The 14221-nt window shown below is 64.8% G+C and carries 17 protein-coding genes; 12 read left to right on the plus strand and 5 right to left on the minus strand.

Going from position 1 to position 14221, the window contains the following annotated elements; all coding sequences use genetic code 11:
- Positions 1-95 precede the first annotated feature (95 nt).
- Entirely contained in the window at positions 96-344 is a 249-nt protein-coding gene (locus tag JQ616_RS10975) for a hypothetical protein (protein ID WP_212014270.1), read from the plus strand.
- A gap of 111 nt (positions 345-455) precedes the next feature.
- Here JQ616_RS10975 and JQ616_RS10980 read toward each other — a convergent pair whose 3' ends face one another.
- Positions 456-701, minus strand: a complete 246-nt coding sequence (locus tag JQ616_RS10980) for a PilZ domain-containing protein (RefSeq protein WP_212014271.1) — start codon at positions 699-701, stop codon at positions 456-458.
- Between the two features lie 71 nt (positions 702-772).
- Complete coding sequence (locus tag JQ616_RS10985) at positions 773-1507, minus strand: AraC family transcriptional regulator (RefSeq protein ID WP_349629981.1); 735 nt, start codon at positions 1505-1507, stop codon at positions 773-775.
- Positions 1508-1528: 21 nt separating this feature from the next.
- Between JQ616_RS10985 and JQ616_RS39275 the strand changes: the two genes are divergently transcribed.
- The 4 genes from JQ616_RS39275 to JQ616_RS11000 all read left to right on the plus strand — a co-directional run bounded on the left by JQ616_RS39275 (position 1529) and on the right by JQ616_RS11000 (position 3710).
- A complete protein-coding gene (locus tag JQ616_RS39275; RefSeq protein ID WP_249136733.1) occupies positions 1529-1927 on the plus strand; it encodes a hypothetical protein in 399 nt (132 codons plus the stop codon).
- Between the two features lie 129 nt (positions 1928-2056).
- Positions 2057-3166 (plus strand): DUF2336 domain-containing protein, encoded by a 1110-nt coding sequence (locus tag JQ616_RS10990; protein ID WP_212014272.1) that lies wholly within the window; start codon positions 2057-2059, stop codon positions 3164-3166.
- A gap of 8 nt (positions 3167-3174) precedes the next feature.
- A complete protein-coding gene (locus JQ616_RS10995) occupies positions 3175-3477 on the plus strand; it encodes a PilZ domain-containing protein (protein WP_212014273.1) in 303 nt (100 codons plus the stop codon).
- Positions 3478-3515: 38 nt separating this feature from the next.
- On the plus strand, positions 3516-3710 hold the full coding sequence (locus JQ616_RS11000) for a hypothetical protein (protein ID WP_212014274.1): 195 nt from the start codon (positions 3516-3518) through the stop codon (positions 3708-3710).
- A gap of 18 nt (positions 3711-3728) precedes the next feature.
- Here the strand turns inward: JQ616_RS11000 and JQ616_RS11005 are convergent, their stop codons facing one another.
- The gene (locus tag JQ616_RS11005) at positions 3729-4604 is read right to left on the minus strand and encodes an MBL fold metallo-hydrolase (RefSeq protein ID WP_212014275.1); all 876 of its coding nucleotides are present in this window, start codon (positions 4602-4604) and stop codon (positions 3729-3731) included.
- A 109-nt stretch (positions 4605-4713) separates the two neighbouring features.
- Here JQ616_RS11005 and JQ616_RS11010 point away from each other — a divergent pair, with 109 nt between their 5' ends.
- Both JQ616_RS11010 and JQ616_RS11015 read left to right on the plus strand, forming a co-directional pair.
- Positions 4714-5625, plus strand: a complete 912-nt coding sequence (locus JQ616_RS11010; RefSeq protein WP_249136615.1) for a dienelactone hydrolase family protein — start codon at positions 4714-4716, stop codon at positions 5623-5625.
- Between the two features lie 88 nt (positions 5626-5713).
- Positions 5714-6346 (plus strand): DapH/DapD/GlmU-related protein, encoded by a 633-nt coding sequence (locus JQ616_RS11015; protein ID WP_212014276.1) that lies wholly within the window; start codon positions 5714-5716, stop codon positions 6344-6346.
- A gap of 1 nt (position 6347) precedes the next feature.
- Here JQ616_RS11015 and JQ616_RS11020 read toward each other — a convergent pair whose 3' ends face one another.
- The gene (locus JQ616_RS11020; protein WP_212014277.1) at positions 6348-7970 is read right to left on the minus strand and encodes an ABC-F family ATP-binding cassette domain-containing protein; all 1623 of its coding nucleotides are present in this window, start codon (positions 7968-7970) and stop codon (positions 6348-6350) included.
- Between the two features lie 160 nt (positions 7971-8130).
- Between JQ616_RS11020 and JQ616_RS11025 the strand changes: the two genes are divergently transcribed.
- The 5 genes from JQ616_RS11025 (at position 8131) to JQ616_RS11045 (ending at position 14003) form a co-directional block, all read left to right on the plus strand.
- Positions 8131-8574 (plus strand): DMT family transporter, encoded by a 444-nt coding sequence (locus JQ616_RS11025; protein ID WP_212014278.1) that lies wholly within the window; start codon positions 8131-8133, stop codon positions 8572-8574.
- A gap of 279 nt (positions 8575-8853) precedes the next feature.
- Positions 8854-9945: a hypothetical protein gene (locus JQ616_RS11030; protein WP_212014279.1), complete on the plus strand. Its 1092-nt coding sequence runs from the start codon at positions 8854-8856 to the stop codon at positions 9943-9945.
- 133 nt (positions 9946-10078) lie between these two features.
- A complete protein-coding gene (locus JQ616_RS11035) occupies positions 10079-12853 on the plus strand; it encodes a xanthine dehydrogenase family protein molybdopterin-binding subunit (protein WP_212014821.1) in 2775 nt (924 codons plus the stop codon).
- Positions 12850-13374 carry a (2Fe-2S)-binding protein gene (locus JQ616_RS11040; protein WP_212014280.1) on the plus strand — a complete coding sequence of 175 codons (525 nt, stop codon included), beginning with the start codon at positions 12850-12852 and terminating at the stop codon, positions 13372-13374. The genes JQ616_RS11035 and JQ616_RS11040 overlap by 4 nt, the downstream gene beginning before the upstream one ends.
- A gap of 11 nt (positions 13375-13385) precedes the next feature.
- A complete protein-coding gene (locus JQ616_RS11045) occupies positions 13386-14003 on the plus strand; it encodes an Isoquinoline 1-oxidoreductase subunit (RefSeq protein ID WP_212014282.1) in 618 nt (205 codons plus the stop codon).
- A gap of 9 nt (positions 14004-14012) precedes the next feature.
- Here JQ616_RS11045 and JQ616_RS11050 read toward each other — a convergent pair whose 3' ends face one another.
- The gene (locus JQ616_RS11050; protein WP_016843021.1) at positions 14013-14162 is read right to left on the minus strand and encodes a hypothetical protein; all 150 of its coding nucleotides are present in this window, start codon (positions 14160-14162) and stop codon (positions 14013-14015) included.
- Between the last annotated feature and the right edge of the window lie 59 nt (positions 14163-14221).

The raw sequence follows: 14221 nt of genomic DNA on the forward strand, positions 1-14221 counted from the left end.
CGGGTATTTTATAGACAAAATCGGCTGTGGGAACTTGATCGGGCCAAGAATCCGATATCCAATCCGGCCACTGGTTTGGTTTAGGGAGAACCCAGATGAAGCGGATTTTCTTGGCGGCCGTGATCGCGACCTTTGCCGCCGGTTCGGCATTTGCACAGGACGCCTCCTGCGAGACGAAGGCGGTCGGCAAGGACGGCAAGCCGCTGGCTGGCGCGGCCAAGACCTCGTTCATGAAGAAGTGCACGATGGATTCCTGCGAGACCAAGGCGGTCGGCTCCGACGGCAAGAAGCTCGCCGGCGCAGCCAAGACCTCATTCATGAAGAAGTGCCAGAGCGGCGCCTAAGCCGTTTCGCCGGCGCTGACGCGCCCCTTTCATCGGGACAGACCATCGGGTCGCGCAAGGCGCGACCCGAACGGCTATTGACGGGTCGATGGAGCTCGATCCGGGCGGCGTTCAGAACGAGACGCCGACCCGCACGCCCCTGCTCCAGACCCGCCGGCAGCGCTTCCTTGTGTTGCCGTGAAACATTTCGAAACGTTCCGGCAGCTGGATGGGCTTGGAAAACTCCAGGCAGGCCCCGCCGGCGGAATAGTCCACCAGCCGGCATTCGATCAGCGGCGTCTTGGGGTCTAGCTGGAGCTTGACCACACTGGAGACGCAACCCGACGGTCGAACACGCGCAAATCGCCGGGGATGCATCAGGGCCGCCTCTGGTGGAATCGTACCGACAGATTCCCTAGCCCGCGTTAAGATTCCGTTCAGACGGATTGTTACGATTCGTGTCTGCTCGATGACGGATCGGCACGTACGCGAGATGCCGCCAGCGTCTCCGACGGCGCTTCCCCGAACTGCGAGCGGTAGCTCCGCGAGAAATCGCTGAGGTGCCAGAAGCCATAGGCCAGCGCGCAGGCTTTGACGCTGGGCGCCCCGGCGAGCAGTCGCTTTCGCACCAGCCAGAGCCGGCGCAGCCGCAGATAGCGATGCAGGCTGACGCCCCGGTAGCGTTGGATCGCATCATGCAGCGTGCGCACCGACACGCCGATCTGCTTGGCGAGTTCGCCGCTATAGATCGGATGAGCGACATCGCCGGCCAGAATGGCGCGCGCGTCGTTGAACACCTTGAACTGGCGCGTCGTGTTGGCGCGCGTCGCCCATCTGGCCGGCACAATCTCGGCGAACGCATCGTCGATCGCGGCGAGCAGCGTCTCCTTGATCGACGCCCCCGAAGCGAACTCCGCGATCGCAACCTGTTCCGATGTGACGAGCAGAACCTGCCGGACCACTTCGCGCAGCCGATCCTGCGCGCGTTGAGAAATCTCGTGGATGCTGAACTGGAGACCGGGGTTCGGCCAACCGCGGTCGACGATCTCGGGCGTGAACATCACCGAGACATATTGGCGGGCCGTCTCCTCCACCGAGGTATAGAACGCGCCACCGCCGCCGAGCACGATCACCGCACGATCGCGCTCGACGCCGTTGAAGCGCATCGGAACGCCGTCGTCCATCGTGAAGCCGACCGCGGTCGTATGCGGCCCAAGCTGCGCGTCGACGATCCGTGGAAAGGACTGCGTGTAATTGAGCTCGCATCCCGGCAAGCTCAGGATGACCTGCTCGGCCGAAATCTTCCGCGCAAGTGGCGTGAAATCAACATCCAGATTTCGGATCGAACTCCGGAATGCATCAACATCGTCAAAACGAAAGACTCTCGGCACCAGCAATGGCGCCGTCAAATGTCCGCTCCTATGAAATGCTCTTCAAATGAACTGTTCTTCAAAATTTGTGCGCCGCGCCCACTTCGCGCCGGCCTCATTGATAAATTCCAAGCACCAAATGCGAATCGTCTGACGAATTCAATCAGGGAAAATGCGGGGCGTTCGCCGGGCCGGACAATCGGGCAAGGCATCGCCACTGCCGAATTTCGATAGTGTTTGCCGGAATATCCACTGCTGGAATCGGCCCCTCCATCAATTTCTATACCCCTATTAAAGATTCGGGGAGCAGATTGTCATTTGGAACGATGATGTTCCTCGTCGCGGAACATTTTAGGTACCGCAATGACAGTCATTGCCTCGTCCGATCTTATTGCCAAGCTCGACCACGTCCTGAAAGCCGGCTCCGCCGATCTCCGCACGCGCATGCTGCAGGAGGTGGCAGGGCTTTTTCTCGACGACGCTCATCGGCTCAGCGCGCATCAGGTCGAGATGTTCGACGGGATTCTGATCCGCCTGACTGACGACGTCGAGCTGCGGACCCTGACCACGCTCAGCCGCTCGCTCGCCGACTTGCATCTGGTGCCGCGGGAACTCGCACGTCGTCTGGCCAACCATGACGACGCCGATGTCGCCGCGCCAATCCTGCGAAAATGCGACTGCATTCCGGATGCCGATCTGATCGACATCGCCTGGATGCGGGCCGAGGGGCATCTCTGCGCGATCGCCGGCCGCAAGGCGATCAACGCCGAGCTCGCGGACATTCTGCTGCTGCGCGGCGACGGCAATGTGCTTCGCGCGCTCGCCCGCAATCCCGGCGCGGAGATGACCAGCGCCGGCCTTGCCATGTTGGTCGATGCCGCCGAGCGCGACGATGATATCGCCGACGCGTTGATCTCGCGCAGCGACCTGCCTCACCGCGTCTTGGTCGACCTCGTGATGCGATCCACGCCGCGCCAGCAGGCCCGGCTGCTCAAGCTCGCGCGGCCCGAACTTCGCGACACGATCCGCGCCGCCATCGATGCCGGCGCGGCCCGCGCCTCCGCAAGCCCGCCAGCCACGATCGACTATGCGGAGGCGCGGGCCAAGGTGATGGCCCTCAACAATACCGGACAGCTGAATGACTCCAGCGTCAACCGCTTCGCGATCAGGCAGGAAGTACGCAACGTCGTGGCGGCGCTGGCGCAGCTCGCGAGCGCTCCGATTGAGACAATCGCTCCGTTGATGGAAGCCGTCGACATCAGCGGGCTCGTGATCGCATGCCGCGCATCGCGACTGAACTGGAATACGACGGCGACGATCGTCAGCTACCGTATGGCCGGGCGGACCGTTGCCCCCGATGATCTGGAGCGCGCACGGCAATTGTTCGAAGGACTGCCGCTCTCAAACGCGCAGCGCACGATCCGGTTTGGTTCGCTGAGCGACCTGACCGCGAAACGTGCTCAGGCAATGTGAATGGCGCAATGACATATGGTGATCGCAGGGCGGAACGCGTCAGACTTGATACGCGCCATCCCGTCAATCTCATGGGCGTCGACGGCACCTGGCGGCGGAGCTGCATTCTGCTCGACGTTTCGCAGAGCGGCGCCCGGCTCGAGGTCGATGGAACGCTTGATGTGCTGAAGGCCCAGGAGTTCTTCCTGGTGCTGTCGTCGCGGGGCCTAGCGTTCCGGCGCTGCGAGCTGGTTCGCATCGACGGCACCGAGATCGGCGTGAGATTCATCGAAGAACGAAAGCGAAAGGGACGCCCCGTCGTCCCCAAATGAGGATTGGCGGCAACCGGCCTGAAAGGAAGATTAACGACATGACCGTGCAGCGAGCGACAGATGTCGAAGTGTCGACCACCTCCGCCGTGCCATTGCGCGGGACCATCGAAATCGACTGCGCCGGCACCGTTGCGACATTCGCGATCGATGAGGAACTCGCGCATCGCCTGTGCGCCGATCTGGAGCGCTTTCTGACCCAGGTCCCGCGCCAGACCCGCACGGCGCGGCTCTGATAACGCCGAACCCCGCACCTACTCCCGCTTGAAGCGATAGTCGAAGCGATCGCCGTCCGCTGTGATCAGGCCCACGGTCGGTGCCGGGAAATGGATCGGCAGGATCAGCGTGTCGGTCCCGGCAACCGAGCCAAAGAATTTCCGCCGCGACAGCGCCGACTGCTTCGGATCCCAATCCGGCTTGGCCGACCATTCCGGCTCGCGGCACTGGATCGCGTGATGCATCAGGTCGCCGGCGACCACCGCGCGTTGCCCCTTCGAGAAGATGTTGACGCAGCAATGGCAGGGCGAATGACCCGGCGTCGGCGTCAGCGTGACGGTGTCGTCGAGCGCATAGTCGTCATCGACCAACAGCGCCTGCCCGGCCTCGACGATCGGCAGGCAATTGTCGCGAAACACCGTGCCGGGCGGATTGGCGCCCTTGGCGTTCTCGGCCTCCCAGGCCGCATATTCGCCTTTGTGGAAGACGTATTTCGCATTTGGGAAGGTCGGCACCCAGCGCCCGTCACGCAGGGTGGTGTTCCAGCCGGTGTGGTCGATATGCAGATGGGTGCAGAACACGTAATCGATCTGCTCATAGGAGATACCGAGCGCGAACAGCTCGTTGCGCCAGCGCTCCTTGCCCGGGAAGTCGAACGGCGGCGGGTGCCCCTTGTCTTCACCGGTGCAGGTGTCGACCAGGATGGTATAACGCGGCGTGCGCACCACGAAGGTCTGGTAGGTGATCACCATCATGCCGCGCGCGGCGTCGAAGACCTCGGGCTCCATCCTCTTCAGATGATGCTTGAACACGGCATCGTCATAGGTCGGGAAGAAATCCTGCGGCCGCCGCCACGGCCCCTCGCGCTCGATCACCGCGTCGATCGTGATGTCGCCGATCCTGATCTGCTTCATGCCGTTTCGCTCCCGCTTTTTTCTGAAGCGTAGCGGGAGGTACATGGCCCCACAAGCCGAGCACCACGCAGCGCCCCATGCCGCTTTGCATTGCTGGCGGGAAACGGCGATGCCGCAATTCATCCGAAATGTTGTCCATGCTGCGCTGATGACCCATCGCGCGATTCCGATTGCCCTCCTGATGCTCACTACATTGCCGACAGCAGCGGCAGCTGCGCCCGACACGGTTTTCTTTCCGAGCGCCGACGGCAAGACCGAGATCGTCGGCTATCTGTTCAGGCCGCAGACCCCGGGCCCGCACCCCGCGATCGTGCTGCTGCACGGTCGCGGCGGGCCCTATTCGATCAACGTCAACCAGGACTGCACGCTGGTGTCGCGGACCAATCCGTCCGCGGCCTGCAATGCCGGCAGCCTGTCCAAGCGCCATGCGATGTGGGGACATTATTGGGCCGACCGCGGCTATGTCGCGCTGCTGCCCGACAGTTTCGGGCCGCGCGGCAAGGCGCACGGCTTCGGCCGCTTCACCCATGACGATCCCGATCGCACCGACGTTAATGAAAAGACCGTGCGGCCGCTCGACGCCGAGGGCGCGCTGAGCTGGCTGCGCAGCCAGAAGGATGTCAGCGCCAATCGGATCTTCCTGCAGGGATGGTCGAACGGCGGCAGCACCGCGCTGAACGTGATCCAGCGGCAAGGCGCGGCGACGTCAGGCTATCGTGCCGCGCTCGTGTTCTATCCGGGCTGCGGACCGGCCGCCCTGCTGGCGCAGACACTGACGACGACCGCGCCGATCACGATGCTGCTCGGCACGGCCGACGAAGAGGTATCGCCCGAGCGCTGCCAGGACGTCGCCCGCCGCTCGATCGCCGCCGGCAGCAAGATCGACGTCGTGGTCTATCCCGGCGCGAGCCACGACTTCGACGACCCCGGCCGCAAGCGCCAATCGAACCCCGCCAACAGCGCAGCGCTCCAGGATGCAATGGTGCGGGCGATTGCCGTGGTCGACGCGCTGAAAAACTAGACTGCGGGTGCCTGTTCTCGAATCCTGTCATCTCGCCGTAACAAAAATCGTGCGACTGAAGCGGCTCGCCGTATCGAGGACAAACCTAATGACCGCACCGAAGCCTTCCCGCCCCAAGATCGCCGAAACCGTCATCGAGCCGACGGTCAAGCTGCGGGAGGTCAAGGTCGGGCGTTGCTGTGAAGTGCTCGGCGACACCGCGATCGAGTACACCGAGCTCGGCGACTACTCCTACCTCGGCAGCGGCTGCATGGTCGCCGACGCCGTGATCGGTCGCTTCTGCGCGATCGCGGCGCAGGTCCGGATCGGCGCGCCCAATCATCCGCTCGAGCGCCCCTCCCAGCATCGCTTCACCTACTGCCCGGAATACTACACAGCCTCCGCCGAGCGCGATCATGGCTTCTTCAGCGAGCGCCGCGCGGATCGCGTCGTGATCGGCAACGACGTCTGGATCGGCCATGGCGTGATCGTGCTGCCCGGCGTCACGGTCGGCGACGGCGCGGTGCTGGCCGCCGGCGCGGTCGTCTCGCGCGACGTCGCGCCCTACACCATTGTCGGCGGCGTGCCGGCCCGACCGATCAAGGAGCGGTTCAGCCGCAAGATCGCGGCCGAGCTGTCGCAGATCGCCTGGTGGAATTGGCCGCCGGAAGCCATTTGGGAGCGCCTTCCCGAATTTCAGTCCGGCGACGTCGAGGCATTTTGCGCGCGGTGGCGCGCTTGAGCTAGCTCCGCAACCCCGGCGCTTCGTGGCCGGTGCGCGCGACATACTCGGTGTAGCCGCCGCCAAATTGGTGAATGCCTTCCGGCGTCAGCTCCAGCACGCGGTTGGAGAGCGCGGCGAGGAAATGCCGGTCGTGCGAGACGAACAGCATGGTGCCCTCGAATTCGGCGAGCGCGTTGATAAGCATCTCCTTGGTGGCGAGATCGAGATGGTTGGTCGGCTCGTCGAGCACCAGGAAGTTCGGCGGATCGAACAGCATCTTGGCCATCACCAGCCGCGCCTTCTCGCCGCCCGAGAGCACCCGGCACTTCTTCTCGACATCGTCGCCGGAGAAGCCGAAGCAGCCGGCGAGCGCGCGCAGCGAGCCTTGGCCTGCCTGCGGAAATGCATCCTCCAGCGACTGGAACACGGTGCGCTCGCCGTCGAGCAGGTCCATCGCGTGCTGGGCGAAATAGCCCATCTTGACGCTGCCGCCGACCGCGACCGCGCCGTCGTCGGGCTCGGTTGAACCGGCGACCAGCTTCAAGAGCGTCGACTTGCCGGCGCCGTTGATGCCCATCACGCACCAGCGCTCGCGGCGGCGGATCATGAAGTCGAGCCCGTCATAGATCCGCTTGCTGCCATAGGCCTTGTGGACGTTCTTCAGGCTGACGACGTCTTCGCCCGAGCGCGGTGCCGGCTGGAATTCGAACGCCACGGTCTGCCGCCGGCGCGGCGGCTCGACCCGCTCGATCTTGTCGAGCTTCTTGACCCGGCTCTGCACTTGAGCTGCGTGCGAGGCGCGCGCTTTGAAGCGCTCGATGAACTTGATCTCCTTGGCCAGCATCGCCTGCTGCCGCTCGAACTGCGCCTGCTGCTGCTTGTCGGACAGCGCGCGCTGCTGTTCGTAGAATTCGTAATTGCCGGAATAGCTGGTGAGCTGGCCGGCGTCGATCTCGACCACCTTGTTGATGATGCGGTTGATGAACTCGCGGTCATGCGAGGTCATCAGCAGCGCGCCCTCATAGCCCTTCAGGAATTGCTCCAGCCAGATCAGACTTTCGAGATCGAGATGGTTGCTCGGCTCGTCGAGCAGCATGACGTCGGGCCGCATCAGCAGGATGCGCGCCAGCGCCACGCGCATCTTCCAGCCGCCGGAGAGCTTGCCGACATCGCCGTCCATCATCTCCTGGCTGAAGCCGAGGCCGGCCAGCGCTTCGCGTGCGCGGCCGTCGAGGGCGTAGCCGTCGAGTTCCTCGAACTGGTGCTGCACCTCGCCGTAGCGGGCGATGATGTCGTCCATCACGTCGGCCTTGTCGGGGTCGGCCATCGCGGCCTCGAGTTCCCGAAGCTCGGCCGCGACCAGGCTGACCGGTCCTGCCCCGTCCATCACCTCGGCGACGGCGCTGCGGCCGGACATCTCGCCGACGTCCTGGCTGAAATAGCCGATCGAGATGCCGCGATCGAGCGAGACCTGGCCTTCATCCGGGATTTCCTGGCCCGAGATCATGCGGAACAGCGTGGTCTTGCCGGCGCCGTTCGGCCCGACCAGGCCGATCTTCTCGCCCTTCTGGAGCGCCGCGGAGGCTTCGATGAAGAGGATCTGGTGGCCGACTTGCTTGGAGACGTTATCGAGGCGGATCATGCTCAAATACTGGGGAATTGGGGGTTGCGGCCTCTTATTCGATCTCGGACGTGGGTGGAAGCCCATTCCGCGGGTTTCGCGCCGCGCACCAATGCATGCCACGATCGTTGCCGATCGAATATGACAGGAAATCCTTCGGCGATCGGTTTTGGGGCGTCACATGCAGGTCTGGTTTCTCTATCTCCTCGCGCTCGGTGCCGGCATTGCCGTCGCCGTTCAACAGGTCCTGAACGGCAATTTGCGGTCCGCCCTGAACTCACCGGCCTGGGCCGGGCTGGTCAGCTATCTCGGCGGGCTCGTGACGATGGCGGTCGTGCTGGTCGCAACCCGGGAGCCGGTGCCGTCGTGGAAGCTGGTGACGGCGGTGCCGTGGTGGGCCTGGAGCGGCGGCATCCTCGGCGGCGTCTTCATCCTCTTGATGATCCTGCTGCTGCCGTCGCTCGGCGCCGCAACCCTGCTTGCGCTGGTGGTCGCGGGTCAGATGACCGCAGGCATCGCGATGGACCATTTTGGCATGTTCGGGCTGGCGCAGCATCCGGTGTCGATTTCACGATTGGCCGGCATCGCGCTGATCATCGGCGGCGTGCTCCTGATCAAGGATTGAAGCCATCGACGACGCGGTCGACGCGAGTGATTCCCTGAATGAGAAAGCTCCGCTGAATCCGGCGTCGTACGACAGTATGGCGCAACCACCCGCGTAGTCTCCGGGTGTGGACACCCGCCGATTCGTCGCTTAGCTGTAAGCACCCGGCCCCGTCGTGTTGCGTCATGCGGGATCGACCATCCCTGTTCATTTGCGTCAAAAAAGAATTGCGCATCCCGCCAGCGTCGAGGGGCCGCATCGCGGACTTCGGCGTTAGTCGGGGGCTGCGAGGAGCATGACATGACCCATCGTATCCGTTTGGTCGCTGCACTGGCGTTGCTGCTGGGCAGCGCTGATGCCGCCCTCGCCCAGTCGCTGCCCGACTACATGGCACCGATCTCGGGCAAGACCTCGTCGACGCCGGCCGACGTCGCGACCAAGGACATGCTCGCGCTCAACACCGGCATGTTCGAGCTCTATGGCGATGCGGCGCGGATCTTCCAGAAGAACATCCTCGACAAGCATCCGGTGATCCTCGGCCTGTTCTCCGGCGCCGGCGGCCGCCTGATCCTGTACCGACCGGGCAAGCCGCCGACCGAGGCGCCGCAGGTTCCGATCGTCTATCAGCTGCTCAAATCGGTCGGTCACAGCACGATGGCACTGGCCGAAGTGGTCGGCCCCTACGTCAACAATCCCGAAGACAAGGCGTGGCGCGGGTCGATGCAGGCCTATCGCAGCCGGATGCAGTCAGCGCTCGACGGGCTCGATGCGACGCCGATGCAGGCGGATTGGCGCGACAACAACCGCGCCATCCTCAAGAACAACCTCGCCTTCATGGATGAATGCCTTGCCGCCGGCGCGATCCCGTTCGCGACGCTCGAGGCGTTTGGCAAGAAGCAGGCGCCGCTGCTCGCCAAGAACGTCGCCTGGGCCGCGCAGACCCAGGTCGCGCACTGGATGACGGTCATGGCCGACTGGAAGAACCAGCTCGGCCCAGACTGGGACAAGACCTACGGCGCGAGCAACACGATCTATGTGGCGCGGCAGAACAACGTGATCTTCAGCGTGCTGGCGCAGTTCTTCGGGCCTGATGCGATCAACAGCCGCCTGATGCTGATCGAGACGATCTCCTTCACCACCACGCCGTCGGACATGCTGGAGTCGCTGACCAGGATCATCGCGGACCGCTCGGTCGGTGCGCTGTTCTTCGGCAGCTACCATCTGATGGATTATGAGCTGATGGGGGGTGATGCGCGCGAGGCGATCATCGCCGAGACCAAGAAGCGCGGCATGACGACCTTCCTGCCGCCGCTGGTGCCGTTCGGCTCCAAGCAGTGGCCGACGTTGATCACGCCGGGCCCGGGACCCGCCACCATCGCCGACCTCAAGTGAGGCCAGAGCGACGGCTACGACGTATTGCGGCGTTGCGGTTGCGCTCGCTTTGCCGCAATACTTTCGCGTGTATTGCACCAATTATTAAACCCCCGCGCGCTATGCCGTCGAGGGATTGATGAAAGATCAGACCATGCGGCCTTCGCGACGCGAATTCGTGAAGTGGTTGTCGGCCAGCGGCATCTCGGTCAGCCTGTCGCATCTGGCGCTTGCCAAGGAGCCGGCTTTCGCGAGCCGCGAGACGCTGCCCGGGCGCGGCCATTTCAATCCGGCTGCCAAGGGCGCCGGTCGCGTCGACGGTGTGGCAAAGGTCACCGGCGCAAAGCTCTACGCTTCCGACTTTCGCGCTGTGGATATGCCGGGCTGGCCCGCGACCACGTCGCACGCCATCCTGGTCCGCGCCAATGATGCGACGCATGTCTATGCCGGCCTGGACCTCGCCCGCCTCGATGGTCCGGCGAAGCCGTCCGTTGTCGTCACCGCAGCCGATCTCGACCGGATCGGCACGCGGGTGCCGGAATTCCACGCCGGCGACCTGTTCTGCCCGGTCGGCAAGACGCCGATCTATCTCGGACAGCCGGTGGCGCTGTTGATCTTCGAGCAGTTCGACGCCTTCGACCACGCACGCCTCGCGCTGCGCGATGTCGGCTTCGTCAAGTTCGGTGACGAGACCGGCCCGGTGAACTTGCCGCCCTTTGGCGCGTATCGCTTCACGCGCGTCGCCGGCGCCACGCCCGATGCGCCCGACGTCTACTCGCCGATCCAGGCCGGCTGGGTTTCGCCGAGCCGCATCCAGAACGCTGCGCTGCCGGTCTGGCTGCCGCTCGCCAAGGAGACCAAGGCTGACTACGCCAAGGCCGCCACCTATGGCGAACAAATCCGCGCCCAGCTCGACAAGGACGATCCGTCACAGCTCGTGCTCGACCGCGAGTTCGAGACCCAGTCGGTCGATCCGATGTTCCTCGAACCGGAGAGCGGGCTCGCCTGGTACAGCAATAACAGCGAAACGCTCGAACTAGTGCTCGGCGTGCAGTCGCCCTACGAGGCGACCGAGTCGATCGCCTTCATGCTCGGCAAAGCCCGCGCGCCCTTCCGGCCCTCGCACATCAACGCGCAATTCGCCCATGTCGGCGGCGGCTTCGGCGGCCGCGACCACACGCCGTTCGTGTTTTACGTGGCGCTGGCGGCGATGTTCTTCCCGGGACGGCCGGTGCGGCTGGCGCAGGACCGCTACCAGCAATTCCAGGGCGGCATCAAACGTCACCCGATCAAGATGCGCTCGCGGATCGGCATCGATCGCAAGAGCGGCAAGATCACGGCGTTCGCCGCCGACCATGTGCTCGACGGCGGCGGGCTCGCCAACTTCTCCGCCAATGTCGCGGTGGTGGCCGCGACCGCTGCAATCGGCATCTATGACATCCCGAAGGTCGACGTCACCACCGTGGCGCTGCATTCGCGCGGCGTGACCGCAGGCTCGATGCGCGGCTACGGCACGCTGCAGACCATGACCGCGCTCGAAGTGCTGATCGACGAGGCCGCGAGCGAGCTCAAGGCCGATCCGATCGCGTTCCGGCGCAACAATGCGCTGAAGCAGAACGGCCGGACCATGACCGGCAATCCCTACATCGTGTCGGTGCGCACGCCTGACATCCTCGACAAGCTCGAGACGCATCCGATTTGGCAGAACCGTGCCACGTTCAAGCAGAAGGCCCCCGAAGGACGCTTGGTCGGCACCGGTGTGGCCTGCGTCACCAAGGATTACGGGTCGGGCGCGGATTGCTCGCTCGGCCGGGTCGAGATCGATCAAGAGGGGCGGATCGCGATCCACTGCGATCACGTCGAGATGGGCAACGGCGTCGGCACCGCGCTCGCCAACCGGGTCGCGATCCATCTCGGCGCCGTCGCCGATGAAGTCGCCGTCTCCCGGGTCGACAGCTATGACGCGCTCGGGCTCGTCACCTCGGGCGATCCCTACACGATGGATCAGAAGACCCAGGACCTCGCCGAGAAGAACCCGCGCTGGGTGCCGGCGATCAGCTCGGCGACCAGCGCCTCGATCGGCGCCCATGTCGGCACGCATTCGGCGGCCGAGGCGGCGCGCATCATCTTCCGCTTCGGCTTGTGGCCGGCGGCGCTCGAGCTCTGGCAGATCGGCAAGGCCGATCCCCGCGCCCGGCAGTGGGACAAAGCGCGCTGGCAGGACGGCCAGCTCATGCTCGGCGAGCTCGCGCCGCTGCCGTTGCCGAAGCTTGCGGCGACTGCGCACGCGCGCGGCTTCGTCACCGGCGCGGTGACCCACAGCTTCTCGCGCTGGGCCTGGTCGCGCGCGCGCTTTCCGCTGTTTGGCGAGCAATACCGGGCCGAGATCGACGCGCTCGCACTTCGCCGCGGCCGGAGCCAATTCGAGCGGATCGACCGAACAAGCGTGAAATTCCCGCCGACCGACAACAACCGGATCGGCACCGCCTACACCTCGATGTGCGGCACGCTGGTGCGTGTCGAGATCGAGCGAGCCACCGGCATCTTGCGCATCGCCAAGGCCTACAGCGTGTTCGAATGCGGCCAGGCGCTGGTGCCTGAAGTCGTGCTCGGCCAGTCGCACGGCGGTTTCGCCATGGGCGTCGGCTACGCGCTGCTCGAAACCCTGCCGCCGTTCGAAGGCGGCCCCGGCAACGGGCAGTGGAATCTCGGCCAGTACCTGATCGCGCGCGGCTCCGACCTGCCGCTGCACGATCTCGAGATCGAGATGCTGCCGCCGCTAACGCCGGACGAGCCGCCGAAGGGCATGGCCGAGGTGGTGATGATCCCGATCGTGCCGGCGCTGCTCAACGCCATCAACGATGCCACCGGCCACCGCTTCCGCTCATTGCCGGTGACAACGAGCCTGCTCAAGGGAGCGCTTGCGTGACCACGCTCAACCTCACCATCAATGGCCACAAGCACGGCCCGATCGAGGTCCGCGACGACCTCTCGATGAACGACTTCCTGCGCGAAATGCTCGGGATGACCGGCACCAAGTTCGGCTGCGGCGCCGCGCAATGCCTGAGCTGCGCCATCATCATCGATAACCCCGACGGCACCAGCTACACCAGCCCGACCTGCGTGGTGCCGGCGGCGAATTTCGACGGCATGGCGATCCGCACCGTCGAGGGCCACGCCAAGGACGGCGAGCTCTCCGCGTTGCAGCGCGCCTTCATCGACCACTTCGCGTTCCAGTGCGGCTATTGCACGGCGGGCTTCCTCAATGAGGGCCAGGTGCTGCTCGAACGGCTGGCAAAAACGCCGGTCGCACGGGGCCAGCTCGAGACCGTGATTGCGGAAGCGCTCGACGGCCATCTGTGCCGCTGCACCGGCTACATCAAATATCACCAGGCGGTGCGCGACGTGATCCTCGCCGATTCCAACCGCTATCTGACCGCCAACAAATGAGCCCGCGCGCGATGTCATCGGAGACGCGGTTTCGGATCATTGCAGTCGTGACGGCGCTGGCGGCCAGCCTGTGCGCGGGCTATGCGGCGTCGGAGAGCGCGAGCCACGCCCTCGCCTCACCGGAAAGCTTTGCCGGCATCGAGAATGTCGAGCAGCGCTCCGCGGCGATCTTCACCGAGCTCGGCAAGGTGTTGACCCATCCGCGCTGCACCAACTGTCATCCGGCCGGCGACAGTCCGCGGCAGGGCGACATCAGCCGCATGCACCAGCCGCCGGTCACGCGCGGTGCCGATGGCCACGGCACCAACGCGATGCGTTGCTCGATCTGCCATCAGCACGCCAATTTCGATCCCGGTCGCGTACCGGGTCATCCGGAATGGCACCTCGCACCACGCGAGATGGCGTGGGCCGGCAAAACGGTCGGCGAGATCTGCGCCCAGATCCGCGACCCCGCGCGCAATGGCGGCCGCAAGGTCGAGGAGCTGATCGAGCATATCGGCAAGGACACGCTGGTGGGTTGGGCTTGGCATCCCGGTTTCGGCCGCTCACCAGCGCCGGGCACGCAGGCGCAGGCCGGCGCACTGGTCGAGGCCTGGGTCAAGACAGGCGCGGCCTGCCCGCGGCCCTAGCACGCAGTCCTAATGGCGCTTGAAATACTGCACGTCGCGCTCGTGCTTCTCTGCCGCCGCGCGTGACTTGAAGGTACCGAGATTGCGGCGCTTGCCGGTCTTCGGATTGACCTTGCGGGAATACAGCCGGTACTCGCCGGAACGCAGCTTGCGGATCATGACATCGCCTCGCCAATGCGTTACGCATACTAACGAGACGCAGGCGCGCGCGTTCCTGT

Origin of the sequence: Bradyrhizobium tropiciagri (genome assembly GCF_018130545.1) — a bacterium.
GTDB classification, from domain to species: domain Bacteria; phylum Pseudomonadota; class Alphaproteobacteria; order Rhizobiales; family Xanthobacteraceae; genus Bradyrhizobium; species Bradyrhizobium tropiciagri_A.